The 20,791-nt window shown below is 58.3% G+C and carries 22 protein-coding genes; 11 read left to right on the forward strand and 11 right to left on the reverse strand.

Going from position 1 to position 20,791, the window contains the following annotated elements:
- Nucleotides 1-69 precede the first annotated feature (69 nt).
- Both ACR0AI_RS17445 and ACR0AI_RS17450 read right to left on the reverse strand, forming a co-directional pair.
- Nucleotides 70-675 carry a VPLPA-CTERM sorting domain-containing protein gene (locus tag ACR0AI_RS17445; protein WP_480675887.1) on the reverse strand — a complete coding sequence of 202 codons (606 nt, stop codon included), beginning with the start codon at nucleotides 673-675 and terminating at the stop codon, nucleotides 70-72.
- Between the two features lie 229 nt (nucleotides 676-904).
- Nucleotides 905-1,588, reverse strand: coding sequence for a DUF2161 domain-containing phosphodiesterase (locus ACR0AI_RS17450; RefSeq protein ID WP_480675889.1), 684 nt, complete (start codon nucleotides 1,586-1,588; stop codon nucleotides 905-907).
- Between the two features lie 113 nt (nucleotides 1,589-1,701).
- Here ACR0AI_RS17450 and ACR0AI_RS17455 point away from each other — a divergent pair, with 113 nt between their 5' ends.
- The 7 genes from ACR0AI_RS17455 to ACR0AI_RS17485 all read left to right on the forward strand — a co-directional run bounded on the left by ACR0AI_RS17455 (nucleotide 1,702) and on the right by ACR0AI_RS17485 (nucleotide 7,977).
- The gene (locus ACR0AI_RS17455; RefSeq protein WP_480701416.1) at nucleotides 1,702-2,682 is read left to right on the forward strand and encodes a TraB/GumN family protein; all 981 of its coding nucleotides are present in this window, start codon (nucleotides 1,702-1,704) and stop codon (nucleotides 2,680-2,682) included.
- A gap of 105 nt (nucleotides 2,683-2,787) precedes the next feature.
- On the forward strand, nucleotides 2,788-3,708 hold the full coding sequence (locus ACR0AI_RS17460) for a manganese-dependent inorganic pyrophosphatase (protein ID WP_480675893.1): 921 nt from the start codon (nucleotides 2,788-2,790) through the stop codon (nucleotides 3,706-3,708).
- 230 nt (nucleotides 3,709-3,938) lie between these two features.
- Nucleotides 3,939-4,814, forward strand: a complete 876-nt coding sequence (locus ACR0AI_RS17465) for a TIGR01459 family HAD-type hydrolase (RefSeq protein WP_480675895.1) — start codon at nucleotides 3,939-3,941, stop codon at nucleotides 4,812-4,814.
- A 101-nt stretch (nucleotides 4,815-4,915) separates the two neighbouring features.
- A complete protein-coding gene (locus ACR0AI_RS17470) occupies nucleotides 4,916-5,359 on the forward strand; it encodes a MaoC family dehydratase (protein ID WP_074736482.1) in 444 nt (147 codons plus the stop codon).
- Nucleotides 5,360-5,540: 181 nt separating this feature from the next.
- A complete protein-coding gene (locus ACR0AI_RS17475) occupies nucleotides 5,541-6,473 on the forward strand; it encodes a bifunctional riboflavin kinase/FAD synthetase (RefSeq protein WP_480675897.1) in 933 nt (310 codons plus the stop codon).
- On the forward strand, nucleotides 6,470-6,943 hold the full coding sequence (locus ACR0AI_RS17480; protein ID WP_480675899.1) for a YcgN family cysteine cluster protein: 474 nt from the start codon (nucleotides 6,470-6,472) through the stop codon (nucleotides 6,941-6,943). Before ACR0AI_RS17475 ends, ACR0AI_RS17480 begins: the two co-directional genes overlap by 4 nt.
- Nucleotides 6,943-7,977 (forward strand): threonine aldolase family protein, encoded by a 1,035-nt coding sequence (locus ACR0AI_RS17485; protein WP_480675901.1) that lies wholly within the window; start codon nucleotides 6,943-6,945, stop codon nucleotides 7,975-7,977. Before ACR0AI_RS17480 ends, ACR0AI_RS17485 begins: the two co-directional genes overlap by 1 nt.
- 2 nt (nucleotides 7,978-7,979) lie before the next feature.
- Here ACR0AI_RS17485 and ACR0AI_RS17490 read toward each other — a convergent pair whose 3' ends face one another.
- Nucleotides 7,980-8,582 (reverse strand): DsbA family protein, encoded by a 603-nt coding sequence (locus tag ACR0AI_RS17490; protein ID WP_480675903.1) that lies wholly within the window; start codon nucleotides 8,580-8,582, stop codon nucleotides 7,980-7,982.
- Nucleotides 8,583-8,689: 107 nt separating this feature from the next.
- On the opposite strand from ACR0AI_RS17490, the gene ACR0AI_RS17495 reads away from it, so the two are divergent.
- Together ACR0AI_RS17495 and rpiB are read left to right on the forward strand one after the other, a co-directional pair.
- Nucleotides 8,690-9,709 (forward strand): ribose-phosphate pyrophosphokinase, encoded by a 1,020-nt coding sequence (locus tag ACR0AI_RS17495; RefSeq protein ID WP_170637503.1) that lies wholly within the window; start codon nucleotides 8,690-8,692, stop codon nucleotides 9,707-9,709.
- Nucleotides 9,710-9,811: 102 nt separating this feature from the next.
- Nucleotides 9,812-10,252: a ribose 5-phosphate isomerase B gene (rpiB, locus tag ACR0AI_RS17500; protein WP_480675905.1), complete on the forward strand. Its 441-nt coding sequence runs from the start codon at nucleotides 9,812-9,814 to the stop codon at nucleotides 10,250-10,252.
- A 43-nt stretch (nucleotides 10,253-10,295) separates the two neighbouring features.
- Here rpiB and ACR0AI_RS17505 read toward each other — a convergent pair whose 3' ends face one another.
- The 7 genes from ACR0AI_RS17505 to ACR0AI_RS17535 all read right to left on the reverse strand — a co-directional run bounded on the left by ACR0AI_RS17505 (nucleotide 10,296) and on the right by ACR0AI_RS17535 (nucleotide 16,653).
- Nucleotides 10,296-10,646, reverse strand: coding sequence for an H-type lectin domain-containing protein (locus ACR0AI_RS17505; protein WP_170460472.1), 351 nt, complete (start codon nucleotides 10,644-10,646; stop codon nucleotides 10,296-10,298).
- A gap of 115 nt (nucleotides 10,647-10,761) precedes the next feature.
- On the reverse strand, nucleotides 10,762-11,172 hold the full coding sequence (locus ACR0AI_RS17510) for a F0F1 ATP synthase subunit epsilon (protein ID WP_480675906.1): 411 nt from the start codon (nucleotides 11,170-11,172) through the stop codon (nucleotides 10,762-10,764).
- A gap of 12 nt (nucleotides 11,173-11,184) precedes the next feature.
- On the reverse strand, nucleotides 11,185-12,609 hold the full coding sequence (atpD, locus tag ACR0AI_RS17515; RefSeq protein ID WP_170460468.1) for a F0F1 ATP synthase subunit beta: 1,425 nt from the start codon (nucleotides 12,607-12,609) through the stop codon (nucleotides 11,185-11,187).
- Nucleotides 12,610-12,627: 18 nt separating this feature from the next.
- Entirely contained in the window at nucleotides 12,628-13,506 is an 879-nt protein-coding gene (locus tag ACR0AI_RS17520) for a F0F1 ATP synthase subunit gamma (RefSeq protein WP_170374620.1), read from the reverse strand.
- Nucleotides 13,507-13,518: 12 nt separating this feature from the next.
- On the reverse strand, nucleotides 13,519-15,057 hold the full coding sequence (gene atpA, locus ACR0AI_RS17525) for a F0F1 ATP synthase subunit alpha (RefSeq protein WP_170374618.1): 1,539 nt from the start codon (nucleotides 15,055-15,057) through the stop codon (nucleotides 13,519-13,521).
- Nucleotides 15,058-15,618: a F0F1 ATP synthase subunit delta gene (locus ACR0AI_RS17530; RefSeq protein ID WP_170374616.1), complete on the reverse strand. Its 561-nt coding sequence runs from the start codon at nucleotides 15,616-15,618 to the stop codon at nucleotides 15,058-15,060.
- 300 nt (nucleotides 15,619-15,918) lie between these two features.
- Nucleotides 15,919-16,653: a class I SAM-dependent methyltransferase gene (locus tag ACR0AI_RS17535; RefSeq protein WP_170374614.1), complete on the reverse strand. Its 735-nt coding sequence runs from the start codon at nucleotides 16,651-16,653 to the stop codon at nucleotides 15,919-15,921.
- A 62-nt stretch (nucleotides 16,654-16,715) separates the two neighbouring features.
- Between ACR0AI_RS17535 and gloB the strand changes: the two genes are divergently transcribed.
- Nucleotides 16,716-17,483 carry a hydroxyacylglutathione hydrolase gene (gene gloB, locus ACR0AI_RS17540; protein WP_419737643.1) on the forward strand — a complete coding sequence of 256 codons (768 nt, stop codon included), beginning with the start codon at nucleotides 16,716-16,718 and terminating at the stop codon, nucleotides 17,481-17,483.
- A gap of 174 nt (nucleotides 17,484-17,657) precedes the next feature.
- Complete coding sequence (gene clpA, locus ACR0AI_RS17545; protein WP_480675908.1) at nucleotides 17,658-19,982, forward strand: ATP-dependent Clp protease ATP-binding subunit ClpA; 2,325 nt, start codon at nucleotides 17,658-17,660, stop codon at nucleotides 19,980-19,982.
- 83 nt (nucleotides 19,983-20,065) lie between these two features.
- On the opposite strand, the gene ACR0AI_RS17550 is transcribed toward clpA, so the two are convergent.
- The gene (locus ACR0AI_RS17550; protein WP_480675910.1) at nucleotides 20,066-20,707 is read right to left on the reverse strand and encodes a hypothetical protein; all 642 of its coding nucleotides are present in this window, start codon (nucleotides 20,705-20,707) and stop codon (nucleotides 20,066-20,068) included.
- Nucleotides 20,708-20,791 lie beyond the last annotated feature (84 nt).

Raw genomic sequence — 20,791 nt, forward strand, 5'->3', positions numbered from 1 at the left:
CAAGTCAACGGGCGCAAAATAAAAAAACGCCCGGTTGAGCCGGGCGTTTTGGGATTCTTTTCAGATAGCTTATGATGAACGTTTGCGACGCGCGAGACCCAATGCCCCCAACGCTCCGACCAACAGGAAACCAGCAGCAGGAAGAGGAACCGGCGCCACCGTTGCGGTGAAAAGGAAATCGTTTGGACGTTCCTCACCATTCACCCAACCGCGGCCTACGATACCGGAACCACCAAGTCGGTGACCATCATTGAGGAAAAGAAAAGCAGGGCTATTAGGATCATTCATGTCCTGCTGTTTACCCATCAGCAGGTTCCCTCCGACGCTACCAGAACCTCCTGTTGCGGTAAAAAAACCACCGCCGAAATCAACGATGCCTGAAAGAACATAGCTAATGGCAACACTTGTCGGCGAAGTTACATTGCCAAACAGCGACTGGTTAACTGTACCAGTAATAGACGCTGTACCTAGCACATCGTCATAGACCAAGAAGGCGTTGTTGTTTTGGAACGTGTAAAATAAATCTGGGTCTTCCCTATCTAGCCGCAGACCATAGTCATAATTTGCTTGCGCTGCACCACCAGGGTGGTCTCCCAGAAGATATCGATAAGTAGCCGCATCAGCGCTGCCTATACCCAGACAAAAAACTAAAAAGAGACAACAAACTCTAATCATTGCGCACTCCAAAACACCGTTTAACCGTTTCACACCTGTAAGACCATCTCACGGAACAGTCTTGTATCCAAACTAAATGCCCATTTTTTGCCATAATCGGATGGAAGTTCTCCGTTTTGGCGATATCACAGGAAGGTTATTCAACCAAAAGCTGAAGCACCCAAATACAATATGATCGAATGTCGAAATTTGTTTCGATCGGTCGGATAAAGATGAATGATTCGCGCCCCTAGTTCCGCAACTCACTATCTTCCCAACTATAGGCCCAGTGTTTAAGGCCTTCCTGCCCCGCATCCGTCAGGGCATAAACACCTTTTTCAACCTTGTCGAACCAGCCGTAGTGATTGGTGCGCATCAGCCGAGTGGCCTCGGCTACGCCTGTCGACTTCGCGACCTCGGCCCCTTTGCAGGCGCCATGTTCGGCAAGATGCGCCGCGCATTTCAAAGCATCCTGTCGATAAGCGGTGACAATGCCGTGCCGCGTTGCGCCGCCAGAGTTCGGGTCGCCTTGCAGCCGATCAAACTCTCGCAGCATCCGGCCTGCTTTGACCTTGTTCTTGCGCGGGGCATAGGGGCCGGGATCGCACTGCACCTCGACCGCTCCGTCCGCGCGCACGGTGATCAGGCCCAAACCCAACCTGCGGCAGAGCGCCAGATTGTCCCGCAACGCTCGACGCGCAGTGCGTCCGGTTGGCTTGCCGACCCCCAGATAGACCTGATCCGTGATCCTGAGCCGCGCGACGGCCTGATGGAACAAAGCCAGCGAAAAGCGCAGTTTCAACTCGACAATCACCGGCTCGGACCCGTCGCGCACGGCCATGATGTCGGCTGCGCCAACCTCACCTTTTACGGTATAGCCCTGCCTCTCAAACAATGCCTTGATGGGGGGATAAAGATCCTGCTCGCGCTCCATGGCCCAATGCTATGCGTTTCGTGTCGAAATACCAGACGGGTCGCCTTGAATATGCTGCATTTGGATGCCTAAATCTTATGTCGTCTGTTTGACCATTCGAGGAATGACCGCCTATGCGCCTGATGGCCCTTATTGGACTATTACTTCTGCCCATCACGGCACATGCCGCCTGCGAAGGTCACGACCTGCGACCCTTGATGTCGGAAGAGGATCAGGCCGCCCTGCAACAATCCCTTGCCTCGGTCCCTTACCCCGAGGGCAATCACTGGATCGCCACCAAGGGCGACACGACCCTGCACCTGATCGGAACACTGCACACCAACGATGCACGGATGGGGCCGGTCGTCGAACGGCTGACACCCATCGTAGCCCAAGCAGACGCGATCTATTTCGAGGTCACCGAGGCCAAAATGGAAGCGTTCGAGCAAGGCCTGGCCAATGACCTGAGCCCCGTGATGATCACCGAGGGTCCCACCCTGATCGACCTGATGAGCGCCGAGGACTGGGCGGCCCTTTCGACCTCTTTGGCCGAGCGCGGCATTCCCAGTTGGATGGCGGCCAAAATGCGGCCCTGGTTTCTGAGCATGATGCTGGGCATCCCGCCCTGTCTGATGCAAAACCCGGATGCGAACCATGGCATGGATGCCCGCCTGACAGATGTGGCCGAGGCGCACGGAATCCCCCAACACTCGCTGGAGCGGCTCGAGGATCTGATGGCGATGTTCGACACGCTTTCGCTGGAACAACAGGTCGACTCACTCGTCCGCCTGTCCGGAGCGATGCAGGCCGATGCAAACCACCTCGCCACGATGGCCAATGCGTATCTCGAGGAAAAACATGCGCAGATCCTGCAACTAGCCCGGATTCAGGGGTTCGAGGCTTCGGGCCTGTCGCAAGAGGAATACGACGCGGAATGGGCGCAGTTCGAACAACAATTGCTGGTAGATCGCAATAACAGTTGGATGGACCATATCCTACGTATTCAGGATCAGACGGCAGTTATCGCGGTAGGTGCCGGGCATCTCAGCCAGACATACGGTTTGCTCTCGCTTCTGGAAAAGGAAGGCTACACGCTGGCGCGCGCGCCGTTCTGATTTCTCGGCACGTCAGACCAACAGTCGCAGCGGCTCGCAAGCGGGTGACAAGCCCTGTCGTGGGCCCTATAAGGCGCGCAAATTTCCAATCCGCAGGACGCTGATATGACAACCCTAGTATTTGGTCACAAATCTCCCGATACCGATTCCACCGGCTCTCCGATTCTGTGGGCGTGGTACCTGAATGAAGTCAAAGGCGAGCAGGCAGAGCCCGTGCTGTTAGGCGAGCCCAACACCGAAGCCGCCTTCATGCTGCAGCGCTGGGACTTGCCCAAGCCACGCATCATTGAAGATGTGGAAGCGGACGCTCCGGTTATTATCGTCGACACCAACAACCCGGCCGAGTTGCCCGCCAGCGTTAATAGCGCCGACATCCGCGCCATCATCGATCACCACAAACTGGTTGGCGGTCTGGAAACCAAAGGCCCGATAGATATCACCGTGCGCCCTCTGGCTTGCACCGCGACCATCATGGTTGACCTGATGGGGGACGACGCAGCCAAAATGCCCGAGGCCATCAAAGGCGCGGCGCTGACCTGCATCCTGTCGGATACGCTGGAATTCCGCTCGCCCACAACTACCGCGCATGACCGGGAAGTGGCCGAGAAACTGGCCGCAGAACTGGGTCTGGATGTCTCGGCCTATGCGTCGGACATGTTCGCAGCAAAATCGGATGTGTCCTCATTCTCGGATGCCGAACTGATCCGCATGGACAGCAAGGAATATGAAGTCGAAGGCACCAAGTTCCGTGTCTCTGTTCTGGAAACCACCGCTCCGGGCGTTGTTCTGGACCGCAAGGACAGCTTGGCCGCGTCGATGGTTGACGTAGCAAAGGAAGACGGCGTCGATCAGGTGCTGCTGTTCGTCGTCGACATCCTGAACGAAGAAGCCACCCTGCTGGTCCCAAATGACCTGGTTAAAACCGTCGCCGAGAACAGCTTCGGCGCATCGGTCGACGGCGACGCTGTGGTCCTGCCCGGCATCATGAGCCGGAAAAAGCAGATCATCCCCAACCTCAAGGTCTGAGACCTTACCCCAGGGCGCCCCAAGTGGGCGCCCTTTTTCTTTATGCGAGGCTCTGCCTCGCGCTCCGAGATACTTATAGCCAGATGAAGTGCGGATCCCCTGCTTCTTTTGTTTCAAAATACCTCGGGGGAGTCGCGGCTTGCCGCGGCGGGGGCAGCGCCCCCTCTGGCAAAACCTGCCGAGCTCTGCCATAGGCTTGGCTGTCTGCAGACTATGCCAAAGGGAATCCCATGACCCAGATCATCTCCGCCCTCCACGAGATCTCCGACCGTTACAGAGTACTTTTCGTCGACCTTTGGGGCTGTGTTCACAATGGGATCACTGCGTATCCAGAAGCGGTTGCCGCGCTGCAGACCTACCGCTCGAAAGGCGGATTCGTTGTTCTGGTGACAAACTCTCCGAAGCCGCGCGCGGGCGTCGCCACGCAGCTATCGCAGTTCAACGTCCCCGCCGACGCCTATGACACCATCGCCACAAGCGGAGATTCAGCCCGTTCAGCCATGTTCCGCGGAACGGTCGGCGAGAAGGTCTACTTCATGGGCGAATGGGAACGTGATGCAGGCTTCTTCGAGCCCCTGAAACTGTTGGACCATCCTGTTCATATCGAGCGCGTTCCTCTGGATCAGGCCGAGGGAATCGTCTGCTGCGGGCCGTTTGACACGATGGCGGACCCCGACGTCAATCGCCCAGACTTCCTCTACGCCAAGCAAAAAGGCATGAAGCTGCTATGTGCGAACCCCGATATCGTGGTCGATCGAGGCGAAGTACGGGAATGGTGCGCGGGCGCTTTGGCGAAGCTCTATACCGAGATGGGTGGCGAGAGCCTGTATTTCGGCAAACCCCATCCGCCGATCTATGATCTGGCGCGTCGTCGCGTGCAGGAAATGGATGTTGACGTCTCGGACAGCGACATTCTGGCTATCGGTGACGGCCCGCATACCGACATCCTTGGCGGCATGGGAGAGGGAATCGATACGCTCTTTATCTCAGGCGGGTTGGCCGCAGCGGAGACGAAAACGTCGCACCACCCCCACGCAGAATCTCTAAGCGACTATATAGAAAGGGAAAAGATCAATCCCACCTATACAATCGGGCGTTTGCGCTAGTCATTTTTCACTTGATTTTCTGCAACTGCGAAGTAATAAAGTTGCCAACAGATGGCCGATGGTAGACTTTTATTACTCGGCAGAATTCAAGTGAGGGCACCATGTTGGACAATCTTCCACGCGGAACGATCTGTATTGAAGACATCGAGATGGGCATGTCCCGCCACCTGCGCAAAGTGGTGACGGATGAAGATATCGAGATGTTCGCCCAGGTCTCGACCGACCGGAACCCTGTGCATCTGGACGATGACTACGCGCGCGATACGATCTTTGAGGGCCGCATTGCGCATGGGATGCTGACGGCTGGGTTGATCTCGGCCGTGATTGGCGAGCAATTGCCCGGTCACGGGACGGTCTACATGGGTCAGTCACTGAAGTTTCTGGCCCCGGTGCGCCCCGGCGACATGGTCTATGCCGAGGTCAAGGTGATCGACATTGATTTCGCCAAACGCCGCGTGAAACTGGATTGTCACTGTGCAGTCGATGGCAAGAAGGTTCTTGTAGGTGAAGCCATGGTCCTTGCCCCATCGCGTAAGTTCGATTGAGCGAGTAGGCACGCACTCATTCCGATGAGGGGCCCAATCCTTGCAGCAATGACAGGCGCGTTGCAACAGTCATTGCTGAACTGAGTGACACACTGCCCCTCACCATACAAGCGGGTCGAATTGTCCGAAATTCTCGAAGGTCACGCTTGAACATACTGTTGATGAACAGTACCCAAAGCGCATGCAGATCATCCGGGACTTCCAGTATATCGAGCCAGAAGATCGCGGCGCCAGCGTGGCGATCGGAAACTTTGATGGCGTCCATGTGGGGCACCAGTCGGTTATCGAGCTGGCGCGCAATGCGGCTCCGAACGCGCCTCTGGGCGTGCTGACTTTTGAACCGCATCCGCGTGAGTATTTTGCGCCCGATGCGCCTCCGTTTCGGTTGATGCGCGGGAACGCTCGGGCACACCGGCTTGAGAAGCTGGGTGTGCAGAAGCTGTACGAGCTGCCCTTCAATGCCGCTTTGGCCGGGCTGACCCCCGAGGAATTCGCGCGCAATGTGATCTGTGACGGTCTGGGCTTGTCCCATATCGTTGTGGGTGCCGATTTCTGCTTCGGCAAAGGGCGGGTTGGAGCAGCGCAGGATATGGTCCGCTTTGGCGAGCAAATGGGGTTCGGCGTGACCATCGCCCCCTTGATGGAGCGTTCCGAGAACGTCGTCTCTTCGACCGCGATCCGAACCGCGCTCAGCGAAGGCCGACCCGGAGATGCGGCAACCATGCTGGGCCATTGGCACCGCATCGAAGGCGAGGTCATCGGCGGCGAGCAGCGCGGGCGCGAGCTGGGCTTTCCCACCGCAAACATGTCGATAGAGGGCCTGCACCCGCCAAAATTCGGTGTTTATGCCGTACTGGTGGACGTTCTGGACGGTCCCAACAAGGGCTCCTACCAAGGCGCGGCGTCGATTGGCGTGCGGCCTATGTTCAATGGTGAGGTCCCCAATATCGAGACCTTCCTGTTTGATTTCTCCGGCGATCTTTACGGTGCAACCCTCTCGGTCGGGTTGGTCGAGTTCCTGCGGCCTGAATTGAAGTTCAATGGTCTGGACGGGCTGATCGCCCAGATGGATGCCGATTGCGCGAAGTCGCGCGAGATTCTGGCGGCTCGATGAGCGTGGATCCGATCAACCGCGCGGGTCTGTCTCCGCGCTTTTGGGAACGCAAACCGCTGCGCAAGATGAACCAGCGCGAGTGGGAGGCGCTTTGCGATGGGTGCGGCAAGTGTTGCCTGAACAAGCTGGAAGACGAAGACACGGGCGAGGTCGCGCTGACCTGCGTTGCCTGCCGTCTTTTGGATGATGAAAGCTGCCGTTGCACCCAGTATGACATCCGGCACCAGTTCGTGCCCGAATGCATCGTCATGACGCCGGACAACATCGACTCGCACGCCTACTGGCTGCCCCAAACCTGCGCCTATCGCCTGCTGTGGGAGGGCAAGCCTCTCTATGATTGGCACCCCTTGCTGACTGGTACAGCTGAATCTGTGCATGCCGCCGGTGTCTCGGTTCAGGGGCGTACCGTTTCCGAGTTCGAGACCCCCATGGAAGAGTGGGAAGACTATATCATTGAGGAGCCGACCTGATGTATTTTGCCTCTGACAACTCCGGGCCTGTCCATCCGCAGGTATTGGCAAAACTGACCGAGGGCAACCAGGGCTATCAGATGGCCTATGGGGCTGACACCCTGATGAACGAGGTCCGGGATCGCCTTCGCAGCATTTTCGAAGCCCCCGGCGCGGCGGTCTATCTGGTGGCGACCGGAACGGCGGCGAATTCACTGGCACTGGCCACCCTCTCCAAGCCGTGGGAGACAATCTTCTGCTCTCCGGTCGCGCATATCCACGAGGATGAATGCAATGCGCCCGAATTCTATAGCGGAGCGAAGCTGACCCTTGTGCCGGGTACTGACAAGATGACCCCCGAGGCGCTGCGCCGGACGATTTCCGTAGAAGAAACGCGTGGTGTGCATGGACCGCAACGAGGACCGGTTTCCATCACACAAGTGACTGAGCGAGGGTCGGTTTATTCGCTGGAAGAATTGCAAGCGCTGTGTGCGGTTGCGAAGGAGTATGACCTGCCGGTGCATCTGGATGGCGCGCGGTTTACGAATGCTTTGGTCGCGCTGGGGTGTTCACCGGCAGGCATGACGTGGAAGGCCGGTGTGGATGCGGTCAGTTTTGGCGGCACCAAGAACGGGTTGATGGGGGTAGAGGCGGTAATCTTCTTCGACGAATCCAAAGCATGGGAATTCGAGCTGCGCCGCAAACGCGGGGCGCATTTGTTCTCAAAACACCGGTATCTGTCTGCCCAGATGTCGGCTTATCTGGAAGACGATCTGTGGCTGAAATCAGCTCGCCAGGCGAATGCAAACTGTGCTCGTCTGGCTGAGGGTCTTCGGGCGAAAGGAGCCAATTTCCTGCATGAGCCGCAGGCCAACATGATTTTCGCCTCCTTCCCGCGCGCCAAACATCGCCAGCTTCATAAGGCGGGCGCCGTCTATCACCTATGGGGGGCTCAGTTGGAAGGCGCGGATGAGGCAGAACCTCTGCCCTGCCGACTGGTCTGCGACTGGTCGATCAGCCATGAACAGATCGACCAGTTTCTATCCCATCTGTAGGCTCAGCCTTTCAACTCGGCCAAGTGTTGGTCGAGGTCGTCAAGGCTGTCCTGCCCCCAGAACCGCTGACCATCAGGTGTGATGTAGAAGGGCGCGCCGAAAGCCCCGCTCTCCACAGCCTCTTCCAGATTGGCAGCGTAGGTCTCGGCCCCCACCAACAGGCCGCTATCGGCCAGATCGGCATCGAACCCGGCTTGCGTCAGGCAATCACGGATCACGTCGTCCTGCGCGACGTCTTTCTCTTCAGCCCAACAGGCCCGCAGCAGGGAATGGCATAGTTTGCCCACATCCCCCGATCTATCCTTGGCCGCTGCAATCACAGCATAAGAGGACGGAGCCATATTGGTCGGCCAATGCGCCGGTTTTAGGTTGAACGGTACGCCAAGCTTTTTCGCGACCCGCACCAGATTCTGCGCGCGGTATTCAATGCGGGAAATATGCCGGTCTTTTGGTGGCGTCCCGCCTGTGCGCCCGAACAGCGCCATAATGTCCAGCGGTTTGTAGTTGATCGTCGCGCCATGCTTGGCCGCGATCTCCTCCAGCCGTGTGCCCGCCAGATAGGTATAGGGTGAAATTGTCGCAAAATAGTAGTCAATCTGGGTCATCTGCACTTTCTCCGCTGCGTTGTCTTTGCGGAACGGTAAGGCCATGCTAAGCGGTGTCAACATCACGAATCTGTCACATTGCCAACGCTGCCCGGGGACTCCAGCCGATGCCGACACTCCACGAACCCAAGCTGATTGCTGGGAACGCTAACCTTCCGCTTGCCGAAACCATATCGCGCCGCATGAGCCTGTATCGCGGCGTTGATCAGGGTCTGGTCGACGCCCGCGTCGAGCGCTTCAACGACGGCGAGATCTTCGTCGAGGTGTTCGAAAACGTCCGTGGCGAGGATATGTTCATCATCCAGCCGACCTCAAACCCGGCGAATGACAACTTGATGGAGCTGCTGATCATCGCCGACGCGCTGCGCCGCTCGTCCGCGCAGCGCATCACCGCCGTGATCCCTTACTTTGGCTACGCCCGTCAGGACCGCCGCACGAAGGCGCGCACACCGATCTCGGCCAAGCTGGTCGCCAACATGCTGACCGGCGCTGGGATTGAGCGGGTTCTGACCATGGACCTGCACGCAGCCCAGATTCAGGGTTTCTTTGATATCCCGGTGGACAACCTCTACGCCTCACCGATCTTTGCACTGGATGTGAAAAACCAGTTCAAAGACAATATGGACGAGATCATGGTAGTCTCGCCCGACGTCGGCGGTGTGGCCCGCGCGCGCGAACTGGCCAAGCGGATCGAAGCCCCCCTGTCGATCGTCGACAAACGCCGCGAAAAGGCCGGTGAAGTGGCTGAGATGACCGTCATCGGCGATGTTAAAGACAAGATTTGCCTAATCGTTGACGACATGTGCGACACCGCTGGCACCCTGTGCAAAGCGGCGCAGGTGCTGCTGGATAACGGCGCGAAAGAGGTCCACTCCTACATCACCCATGGCGTCATGAGCGGCCCCGCGGTTGAGCGCGTGACGAATTCGGTGATGAAATCTCTGGTTTTGACCGACACGATCCAGCCGACCGACGCGATCCTGAAAGCCAAGAACATCCGCATTGTACCGACCGCGCCGATCTTTACCCAGGCCATCCTGAACATCTGGAACGGTACCAGCGTCTCCTCCCTTTTCGAAGACAAGACCCTTACCCCGATCTACGAATCCATGTACCAGATGGACTGATCTGACAGGGCGGCTTGCGATAGCCGCCCTTTTCTTTCTAGCAGCGGCGCACTAGGACGCCCCTGCCCTTTCTCTACCACCATACAGCGGGACAGCGTTCTAATGACTGACACCAAACGCGTCGTTCTTTCCAGCGACCACGCCGCCATCGACCTGCGCCAAGCCCTTGCGGCGCATATCGCCCAAGCCGGGTGGGAGGTCGTCGACATCGGCCCCACCACGCCTGAAAGCACGCATTACCCTCTGCACGGCAAGGCTGCGGCTGAACGTGTCGCCTCAGGCGATTGTGCGCTGGGTATCCTGCTGTGTGGCACTGGCCAGGGGATCATGATGGCCGCAAACAAGGTTCCGGGTATCCGCTGTGGCGTCTGCTCGGATACGTTCTCGGCCCGTATGATCCGCCAGCACAACAACGCCAACATGCTTTCCATAGGCGCGCGCGTTATTGGCGAGGGTCAGGCTCTCGACATCGTGGATGCGTTTCTGACGGCTGAGTTCGAAGGTGGCCGCCACGCAACACGCGTGGACATGATCGAAGACTGATCAACACACTGGCCCGCATGACCTGCGGGCCGTCAAACCGGCCTTATGAGATGTCCCAATCATCCTCATGGGCAACCTCGCCAATCGCCGTCCACGACGCGCGGATACGCGCGATCTTCGTGTCGGACCAAGTTCGGAACACGGCGGTGAACCCTTCGGCTGTGATCTCTTCGGCCTGAACCTCGGCGCGCAGGGCCGAGGAAGTATCCACATCCCACAAAGACACTCCGATCTGGATCACCGGGGCTGACCGGAACGGCTGGCTGAATTTCACCGGGGAACGACGCTCACGCGGGCCATTGCCCGTCCACATGTCGCCGCCATTGGAGAAGTCCGAGAATAGAACTGTCTCGCCTTGATCAATACCTATGGGATGGGTGCGAAAAGTCTTCATCTACTGCGTCTTTAACTCGTAACTACCGGAACTTATTCCACAGTTATCTCACAATCACGACAAAAAAACGGCCCCGCGAAAGCGAGGCCGTTCAGTTCTTCTGCAGGTGAACCTGTTACAGGCTCATATGCGTTCCAAGGGCTTCCATATCGGCCAGCAGCTTAGCGGCTTCGTCGACGATGGACTGATCATCGCCTTCCTTGGCCGCATCATGCGAGGCACGCGCGTCGGCGATCAGGTCATCGAGATGCGACCGGGTCACTTCGGCAACCGGAATGGCCTTTTCGGCCAGAACCGACAGGCCATCACCGTTGATCTGAGCAAACCCGCCGGTCACCAGATATTCACTGGTGCCTTCGGGCGCGTCGACCTTCAGGATGCCCGGGCGCAGCGTCGTGATCGTAGGGGCATGATCCGGCATTGCCGTCATGTCCCCGTCCGCGCCGGGTAGCTGGACCGCGGTGGCCGCGAGCGAAGCGAGGCTCCGCTCGGGGCTGACGAGGTCGAATTGCATTGTAATTGCCATCAGGGATACTCCTTAGGCGGCTTCTGCGGCCATCTTCTCCGCTTTGGCGATCACTTCGTCGATCCCGCCAACCATCAGGAAGGCCGCTTCGGGCAGGTGATCGTATTCGCCAGCCACAACAGCTTTGAACGATGCGATGGTCACGTCCAGAGGAACCTGAACGCCGGGCGAACCGGTGAAGACTTCGGCCACGTCGAACGGCTGCGACAGGAAGCGCTCGATCTTACGGGCGCGGGCAACGGTCAGTTTGTCTTCTTCCGACAGTTCGTCCATGCCGAGGATGGCGATAATGTCCTGCAGCGACTTGTAGCGCTGGAGGATCTGCTGAACGTCGGTCGCAACCGCGTAGTGCTCTTCACCAACGATGGCCGGGTCCAGCAGACGCGACGACGAGTCGAGCGGGTCAACAGCCGGGTAGATACCCTTTTCCGAGATCGCACGGTTAAGAACGGTGGTCGCATCCAAGTGAGCAAACGAGGTGGCCGGCGCGGGGTCGGTCAAGTCGTCCGCAGGAACATAAATGGCCTGCACCGAGGTGATCGAGCCCGACTTGGTCGAGGTGATGCGTTCCTGCAGGGCGCCCATGTCGGTCGCCAGTGTCGGCTGGTAACCCACCGCCGAAGGAATACGACCCAGCAGAGCCGAAACCTCGGAACCTGCCTGCGTGAAGCGGAAAATGTTGTCGACGAAGAACAGAACGTCGGTACCGGACTGGTCGCGGAACTGCTCAGCCAGGGTCAGACCGGTCAGAGCAACACGTGCACGCGCACCCGGAGGTTCGTTCATCTGACCGTAAACCAGCGCAACCTGCGATTCCGACAGGTTGTCGGGCTTGATCACGTTCGATTCGATCATCTCGTGGTACAGGTCGTTGCCTTCACGGGTCCGTTCACCAACACCCGCGAACACCGAGAAGCCGGAGTGCACTTTTGCGATGTTGTTGATCAGTTCCATGATCAGAACGGTTTTGCCAACGCCGGCACCGCCGAACAGGCCAATTTTACCGCCTTTAGCGTAGGGGGCCAGCAGGTCAACAACCTTGATGCCGGTGACCAGGATTTCCGACTCGGTCGACTGTTCGTCGAACTCAGGTGCGGGCTGGTGGATCGCGCGGGCTTCGGTTGCTTCAACCGGGCCTTTTTCGTCGATCGGCTCGCCAACAACGTTCAGGATGCGGCCCAGAGTTGCGTTACCAACCGGAACTGAGATCGGTGCGCCAGTGTCGGTTACAACTTCGCCACGGACCAGACCTTCGGTCGCGTCCATCGCGATGGTACGGACGGTGTTTTCACCCAGGTGCTGAGCAACCTCCAACACCAGGCGCTTGCCGTTGTTGGTGGTTTCCAGCGCGTTCAGAATTTCAGGCAACTGATCTTCGAACTGCACGTCGACGACGGCCCCGATGATCTGTGTGACTTTGCCTTTTGCATTCGCCATGTTTCGTCTCCGGTTTTCTTACAGCGCTTCGGCGCCGGAAATAATTTCAATCAGCTCGTTGGTGATCACGGCCTGACGCGAGCGGTTGAACTGGATCGTCAGCTTGTCGATCATCTCACCCGCGTTGCGTGTCGCGTTGTCCATCGCGGACATCCGTGCACCCTGTTCAGACGCTCCGTTTTCGAGCAGAGCCGAGAAGATCGCGGTCGCAACCCCCTTGGGCAGCAGGTCGGCCAGAATGGCCTCTTCGCTGGGCTCGTAGTCGAAGATTGCACCGCTGTCGTCACCTGCCGCTTCGTCTTCGAACGAGGCGGGGATAACCTGCTGTGCCGTCGGGATCTGTGTCACAACGTTGACGAACTTCGAGTAGAAGATCGTGGCAACATCGAACTCACCCGCATCGAAGCGAGACAGGACGTCCTTCGCGATGTCTTGCGCATTGGTGTAGCCAATACGTTTGACTTCGCTCAGGTCGACATGACCTACGAACAAATCGCCCAGATCGCGCTTGAGCGCGTCGCGGCCTTTTTTGCCAACGGTCAGAACTTTGACCGTTTTGCCTTTGCCGCGCAGCTCTTCAGCTTTGGCGCGGGCAAGCTTGGCGATGTTCGCGTTGAAGCCGCCACACAGGCCGCGTTCAGCTGTCATCACAACCAGCAGATGGACATCATCACTGCCCGTACCACGGAGCAGCTTGGGGGCGCTGTCGCTACCCCCGACCGAAGCCGCCAGCCCCGCCATCACGGCATTGAACCGCTCGGCATAGGGGCGCGAGGCTTCAGCAGATTCCTGGGCGCGGCGCAGTTTTGCAGCCGCGACCATCTGCATGGCCTTGGTGATCTTGCGGGTCGATTTGACCGACTCGATCCTGTTTTTAAGGTCCTTCAGACTAGGCATCGGAACCTCCTCTTATGCGAAGGTCGCGGCAAATTCGTCGATCGCTGCCTTGATCTTGTCGGACGCTTCACCCTTGATCTTCGGATCTTCGTCGGTGAGCCATGTCAGCAGGTCAGCGTGCTTACCGCGCAGATGCGCCAGCAGACCGGCCTCGTAGCGGCCAACATCGGATACGTCGATCTTGTCGAGGTAACCGTTGGTACCGGCGAAGATGACGCAGACGATTTCCGCGTTGGTCAGCGGCGAGTACTGCGGCTGTTTCATCAGCTCGGTCAAACGCGCACCACGGTTCAGCAGCTGCTGAGTTGCGGCGTCGAGGTCAGAACCAAACTGCGCAAACGCAGCCATTTCGCGGTACTGAGCCAGTTCCAGCTTAACCGGACCAGCAACCGATTTCATCGCGTTGGTCTGAGCCGAGGAGCCCACACGCGAAACCGACAGACCGGTGTTCACAGCAGGACGGATGCCCTGGTAGAACAGTTCGGTTTCCAGGAAGATCTGACCGTCGGTGATCGAGATCACGTTGGTCGGAATAAACGCCGAAACGTCACCACCCTGTGTTTCGATAACCGGCAGAGCGGTCAGCGAGCCTGCACCGAAGTCTTCGTTCAGCTTCGCCGAACGCTCCAGCAGACGGGAGTGGAGGTAGAAAACGTCACCCGGATAGGCTTCACGGCCCGGCGGGCGGCGCAGCAGCAGGGACATCTGACGATAGGACACAGCCTGTTTCGACAGGTCATCATAGATGATCAGAGCGTGGCGGCCATTGTCGCGGAAGTACTCGGCCATCGCGGTCGCGGCGTAGGGCGCCAGGAACTGCATCGGCGCGGGATCGGACGCGGTCGCGGCAACAACGATCGAGTATTCAATCGCGCCGGACTCTTCCAGTTTCTTCACCAGCTGCGCAACGGTCGAACGCTTCTGACCAACCGCAACATAAACGCAGTACAGTTTCTTCGACTCGTCGTCGCCTGCTGCGTCGTTGTAAACTTTCTGGTTCAGGATGGTGTCCAGAGCAACGGCGGTCTTACCGGTCTGACGGTCACCAATGATCAGCTCACGCTGGCCACGGCCGATCGGGATCATCGCGTCGACCGATTTCAGGCCGGTTGCCATCGGCTCGTGCACCGATTTACGCGGGATGATGCCGGGGGCTTTGACGTCTGCAACGCCACGCTTGGTTGCGTTGATCGGGCCTTTGCCGTCCAGCGGGTTGCCCAGACCGTCTACAACGCGGCCCAGCAGCTCGTCACCGATCGGAACGTCCACGATCGAGTTGGTGCGCTTAACAGTGTCACCTTCTTTGATGTCACGGTCAGAACCGAAGATAACGACACCCACGTTGTCGCTTTCCAGGTTCAGCGCCATGCCCATGATGCCACCGGGGAATTCGACCATCTCACCGGCTTGCACGTTGTCCAGGCCGTATACACGGGCAATCCCGTCACCAACGCTCAGCACGCGGCCGATCTCGGCCACTTCGGCTTCCTGACCAAAATTCTTGATCTGGTCCTTCAGGATTGCAGAAATCTCTGCAGCTTGGATTCCCATTTATCCGACCTCTTTCATTGCATTCTGTAGGGAGTTCAGCTTCGAACGGATCGAGCTATCGATCATTTTCGAGCCCACTTTAACGACAAGACCGCCGATGAGGCTTTCATCCACGGTCGCATTGATAGTCACGGTCTTGCCCACACGCTCGGACAGCGTCTTGGACAGTTTTTCCATTTGCGTCTTGGTCAGCGCCTTGGCCGAGGCGACATCGGCGGTTACTTCGCCGCGCTCTTCGGCAAGCATGTCGCGCAGGACCTGCACCAGCTGCGGCACCACAAACAGGCGACGCTTCTGCGCCATTAGACCCAGCGTATTGCGCAGGATGGCGTTCAGGCCCATCTTGTCAGCAACAGCGGCAATGGCGTTTTCCTGTTCGGCGCGGGAAACCAGCGGAGATGCGATCAGGTCGCGCAGATCGGCGCTTTCGCCCAGTGCAGCCGCAAGATCATTGATGCCGGATTCCAGACCTGCAAGGTCTTTGTTCTCTTTTGCGATCTCGAAAATCGCGGTGGCATAGCGCTCGGCGATGCCTGTGGAAATCGAAGCTGGTTCGGACACGTCCACCCTTCCGATACTTAGGCCCCGAAAACCGCGCGCGCAGCCAACCCGGGGGCGTGAAGATACCCCGTCCTTGAAGGGCGGGGATCAAAATCACCGGGGATGTATCAGAGGTGCTTCCACCAAGCAATACGCGATAGCGGTAACTGAATTATCCACAAATCGTTAGTTTTCATAAGCTTAACCCAAGTGCGACCGTTTGGACCCCTTGGCGCAGTTGAAAAATGTTACTGATTTGCAGGTTTTTGCGATTCCTGTGACCTTTTTCCCGCATTTTTTCCCGATGACTGCGCGGAATCGTCACGCCGGCTTCAGCAAACCGTCCAGCGCTTTGATCGGACGTTTCACCTTGTCCTTGGTGACCGTGCCGCTTGGCGGACGGATCAGCTTGCTGACCTCAACCATCAGTACGCCTCCGGCCATTATGGTAGGAATGCGCTGGCCGGTTTTTTCGATCAGGCTACCCGATTTCAGCCAGAACCGTCGGAACGAGGGCGGTAGATACAGTGCGGAACAGTGGTTTTCAGGCACAAAATGATGGCTGCGCAGGAGGTTCTCGAGTTGCGTGGCCGAATATGGGTGACCAAATCCGAACGGTGTCCGGTCGGACCGCGACCAAAGCCCCGCCCGGTTCGGCACTACAAAAAGCGCTCTGCCCCCTGGCCCCAACACGCGCCAGCATTCCTCAAGCACCTTGCTGGGCTGTTCCGAGGTCTCAAGCCCGTGCATCACCACCAGCTTGTCCACGTGGCCCGTCTCAATCGGCCAAAGCGTCTCTTCGGTCAGGACCGAGACATTGGGCATCCCGGCAGGCCAGGGCATCACCCCCTGAGGACCCGGCATCAATCCGATAACCCGCCGCGCATCGGCCAGGTAGGGGCGTAGGAGAGGTACTGCAAAGCCAAATCCGGCCACCGTCTGGCCCTTCGCCTCGGGCCAGAGGTCGATCAGCCGACCACGAATCGCAGCCTGTGCCGCACGGCCCAGCGTGCTGCGATAGTAGAAATTCCTCAGATCCTGCACATCAAGATGCATTGCGGACACCCGGTCAATCGGCTTAGCTGAGGCGCAGTCTAGCAACGAAAGGGCAAAAGGCCATGCCTCTTGAGATCGTAACCATCCCATGTCTCAGCGATAATTACGCGTTTCTTGCGCATGATGCTCAAAGCGGCGCGACCGCGCTGATCGACGCACCCGAAGCCGGGCCCATCCTGGCCGAGTTGGAGGCGCGCGGCTGGGCCCTCAGCCATGTCTTGCTGACCCATCACCACTGGGATCACGTCGATGGGCTGCCCGGAATTCTTGAAAAACACCCGGCCAAGGTGATCGGAGCAGCAGCTGATGCACACCGCCTGCCCCCGCTCGACCAACAAGTCAGCGACGGTGAGAACTTTGAGATCGCAGGTGAGCCAGTTCAGGTAATGGATGTCTCGGGGCACACTTTGGGTCACGTCGCCTATTACATGCCGCAAAGTGCCGCTGTCTTCACTGCGGATAGCCTGATGGCGCTGGGATGCGGGCGCTTATTTGAAGGCACGCCAGAGCAGATGTGGCGATCACTCAGCAAGCTTGCGGCGCTGCCGGATGACACGCTGGTCTGTTCGGGCCACGAGTACACCCAGTCTAACGCCAAATTCGCCGTCACTGTCGACCCAACCAACACGGCGCTACAACAGCGCGTCGTCGATATCGACCGCGCGCGCGCCGCGGGGCAGCCCACGGTGCCCTCGAAACTGGGTCTGGAAAAAGCAACCAACCCGTTCCTTCGAGCCGAAGATCCGGCGATTCTGGCCCATTTGGGCATGGAAGGCGCGGACCCGGTTGCTGTTTTTGCCGAGATCAGGGGTAGAAAAGACAATTTCTGATGCCTATTTGACCATCCTCACGGCCACTCTCACAACAAATGTGACTGTCAAGTGAAAGAAAACCCTTGAAGCCGGGCGTCGATCAACCAAACTCTAATAGTATGAGGACATGGTTGGGATGGGGATCCGGCCGCAAGCCTGCCCCCTTCTGACCCAAGACAGAGGAGCACCCGCGTGCCTTCATTCTCGAGCACTTTGGAACAAGCCATTCACGCAGCTCTGGCAGCGGCGAATGAACGGCGACATGAGTTTGCTACGTTAGAGCATCTACTACTGGCGTTATTGGAAGAGCCTGACGCAATCCGGGTCATGAAAGCCTGCAGCGTCGATCTGGACGAATTGCGCAGCACATTGGTCGAATTCATTGATGAGGATCTGTCGAACCTCGTCACCGATATCGACGGGTCCGAGGCCGTGCCAACGGCAGCATTCCAGCGCGTCATCCAACGCGCGGCCATTCACGTGCAAAGCTCGGGTCGGACCGAGGTCACAGGCGCGAACGTACTGGTCGCCATCTTCGCCGAACGCGAAAGCAACGCCGCTTACTTCCTGCAGGAACAGGACATGACCCGGTATGACGCGGTCAATTTCATTGCGCACGGCGTCGCGAAAGATCCGGCCTATGGTGAAAGCCGCTCGGTCTCAGGCGCGGATCAGGTCGAAGATGAAGTGCAAGCCACTGCCAGCGACGAAGATCAAAAAGAAAGCGCCTTGGGTAAATATTGCGTCGATCTGAACGCCAAATCGCGCGCAGGCGATGTGGACCCGCTGATTGGTCGCGCCGATGAGGTCGAGCGCTGCATTCAGGTGCTGTGCCGCCGCCGGAAGAACAACCCGCTGTTGGTAGGCGACCCCGGCGTGGGCAAGACGGCGATTGCCGAAGGTCTGGCGCATAAGATCGTTGCGGGCGAAGCCCCTGATGTACTGTCGAACACCACCATTTACTCGCTCGATATGGGCGCTTTGTTGGCCGGAACCCGCTATCGCGGCGATTTCGAAGAGCGTCTCAAAGCGGTCGTGACCGAGTTGGAAGATCACCCCGATGCGGTGCTGTTCATTGACGAAATCCACACCGTGATTGGTGCCGGGGCGACTTCGGGCGGGGCCATGGACGCATCCAACCTGCTGAAGCCTGCGCTTCAGGGGGGCAAGCTGCGCACTATGGGTTCGACTACCTACAAAGAATTCCGTCAACACTTCGAAAAAGACCGCGCGTTGAGCCGTCGGTTCCAGAAAATCGACGTGAACGAGCCTTCGGTTGAAGACAGCGTGAAGATCCTGCGCGGTCTGAAGCCCTATTTTGAAGAGCATCACGCCATCAAATACACCGCGGATGCGATCAAAACCGCTGTGGAACTGTCGGCGCGCTATATCAACGACCGCAAACTGCCGGACAAGGCGATTGACGTCATTGACGAGGCCGGTGCCGCACAGCATTTGCTGGCCGAAAGCAAGCGCCGCAAAACAATCGGTGTGAAGGAAATCGAGGCCGTCGTCGCCAAGATTGCCCGTATCCCACCGAAGAACGTCACCAAGGACGACGCGGTGGTTCTGAAAGACCTCGAAGCTTCGTTGAAACGGGTGGTCTTCGGACAGGATGACGCCATTGTGGCCTTGGCCAGCGCAATCAAGCTCGCGCGCGCCGGGCTGCGGGAGCCTGAGAAGCCCATCGGCAACTACCTGTTCGCCGGTCCAACCGGTGTGGGTAAGACCGAGGTGGCGAAACAGCTGGCCGACAATCTGGGCGTGGAACTTCTGCGCTTCGACATGTCGGAGTATATGGAGAAACACGCGGTCAGCCGTCTGATCGGTGCGCCTCCGGGCTATGTAGGGTTTGATCAGGGCGGCCTGCTGACCGATGGCGTCGACCAGCATCCTCACTGCGTCTTGCTGTTGGATGAGATCGAAAAAGCGCACCCGGATGTGTTCAACATCCTGCTGCAGGTCATGGACCATGGCGAGCTGACCGATCACAATGGCCGCACGGTGAACTTCCGCAACGTGGTCCTGATTATGACCTCAAACGCGGGCGCGCAGGAACAGGCAAAGGCCGCCATCGGCTTTGGCCGCGACCGTCGCGAGGGCGAAGATACCGCCGCGATCGAGCGGACCTTTACGCCGGAATTCCGCAACCGTTTGGACGCGGTGATCTCGTTCGCGCCGCTGCCGAAAGAGGTCATCCTGCAGGTGGTCGAGAAGTTCGTTCTGCAGCTTGAGGCGCAACTGCTGGATCGCGGCGTGACCATCGACCTGACGCCCAAGGCCGCTGCATGGCTGGCCGACAAAGGCTATGATGACAAGATGGGCGCGCGCCCTCTGGGCCGCGTGATCCAGGAACACATCAAGAAGCCTCTGGCCGAAGAGTTGCTGTTTGGCAAACTCGCCAAGGGCGGTGTTGTTCGTGTCTCGGTCAAGAAAGGTGCTCTGCACTTGGACATCCTCGGCCCCGATCAGCCGCGTATTCCGGGCAACAAACCTCCGCTTTTGACGGCGGATTGATCTCAGGTCATTGAAGAAGAAAAACCCGCCAGAGTCTGGCGGGTTTTTTCATTTCGAAAACCCTTGTGGTCAAAGTCCGTTTGTCACAGCCCAGTGTGGATCTGACGCGCTGGAGCGGTATTGGCGACGACCCATTTGCCCCGAACCGCCCAATAGCCGAATAGCAGGCTGGACGCATAACGCAGGCCTAGGTGACCTTGAGTCAAGGCCGACAGCACTGCGATGCTAAGATCGCGGGCTTTGCGAAACCTCCCCGCTTTGGTTGGCTTAAAGTATTCGAAATCAATGAACCTGATCTGCTGCCCGTCCCAGCACATGTCGCGAAAGGCGGGGCGGCCATGGGCAATATCTGACGCATGAAGCCGCGCCAAAGCCCTTCCTGCGGCGCGACAGACCGCTAGTTTGCTGACAAGCTCCCGGGAACGATCCCCACAAAATTTGGTCAGGCTGAGACCCGCATCCTCGACGGCGATGAAATCCGAACCCTCGGCCAAGATGCGCGGCACCGGCACGCCTTTGTTCCACAAATAGCGATGCGACGTCCGGTCCCTGGCAAATGCCACCTTAGGGCAGCCTTTGACCAGCCAAAGATGGGGGGCAAAGCGCTCAACCCGTTTGAGCCAGAACCTGTCTCCACTTGCGGACCGGCACAACACCACCCGTCGGTATGATGCTCGTAAAACCGTTTCAATCGTGTAGTACAGGTCTGCTACCCTATGGGCCACGCGCGTCTCCTCTCAACCTATGACAGTAATCTAGGTTTGAGACGGGTGTGTTTCATCGGTAGCAGGCGGCAAATCCGGATGGCA

This window comes from Ruegeria sp. BG3 (genome assembly GCF_056538485.1).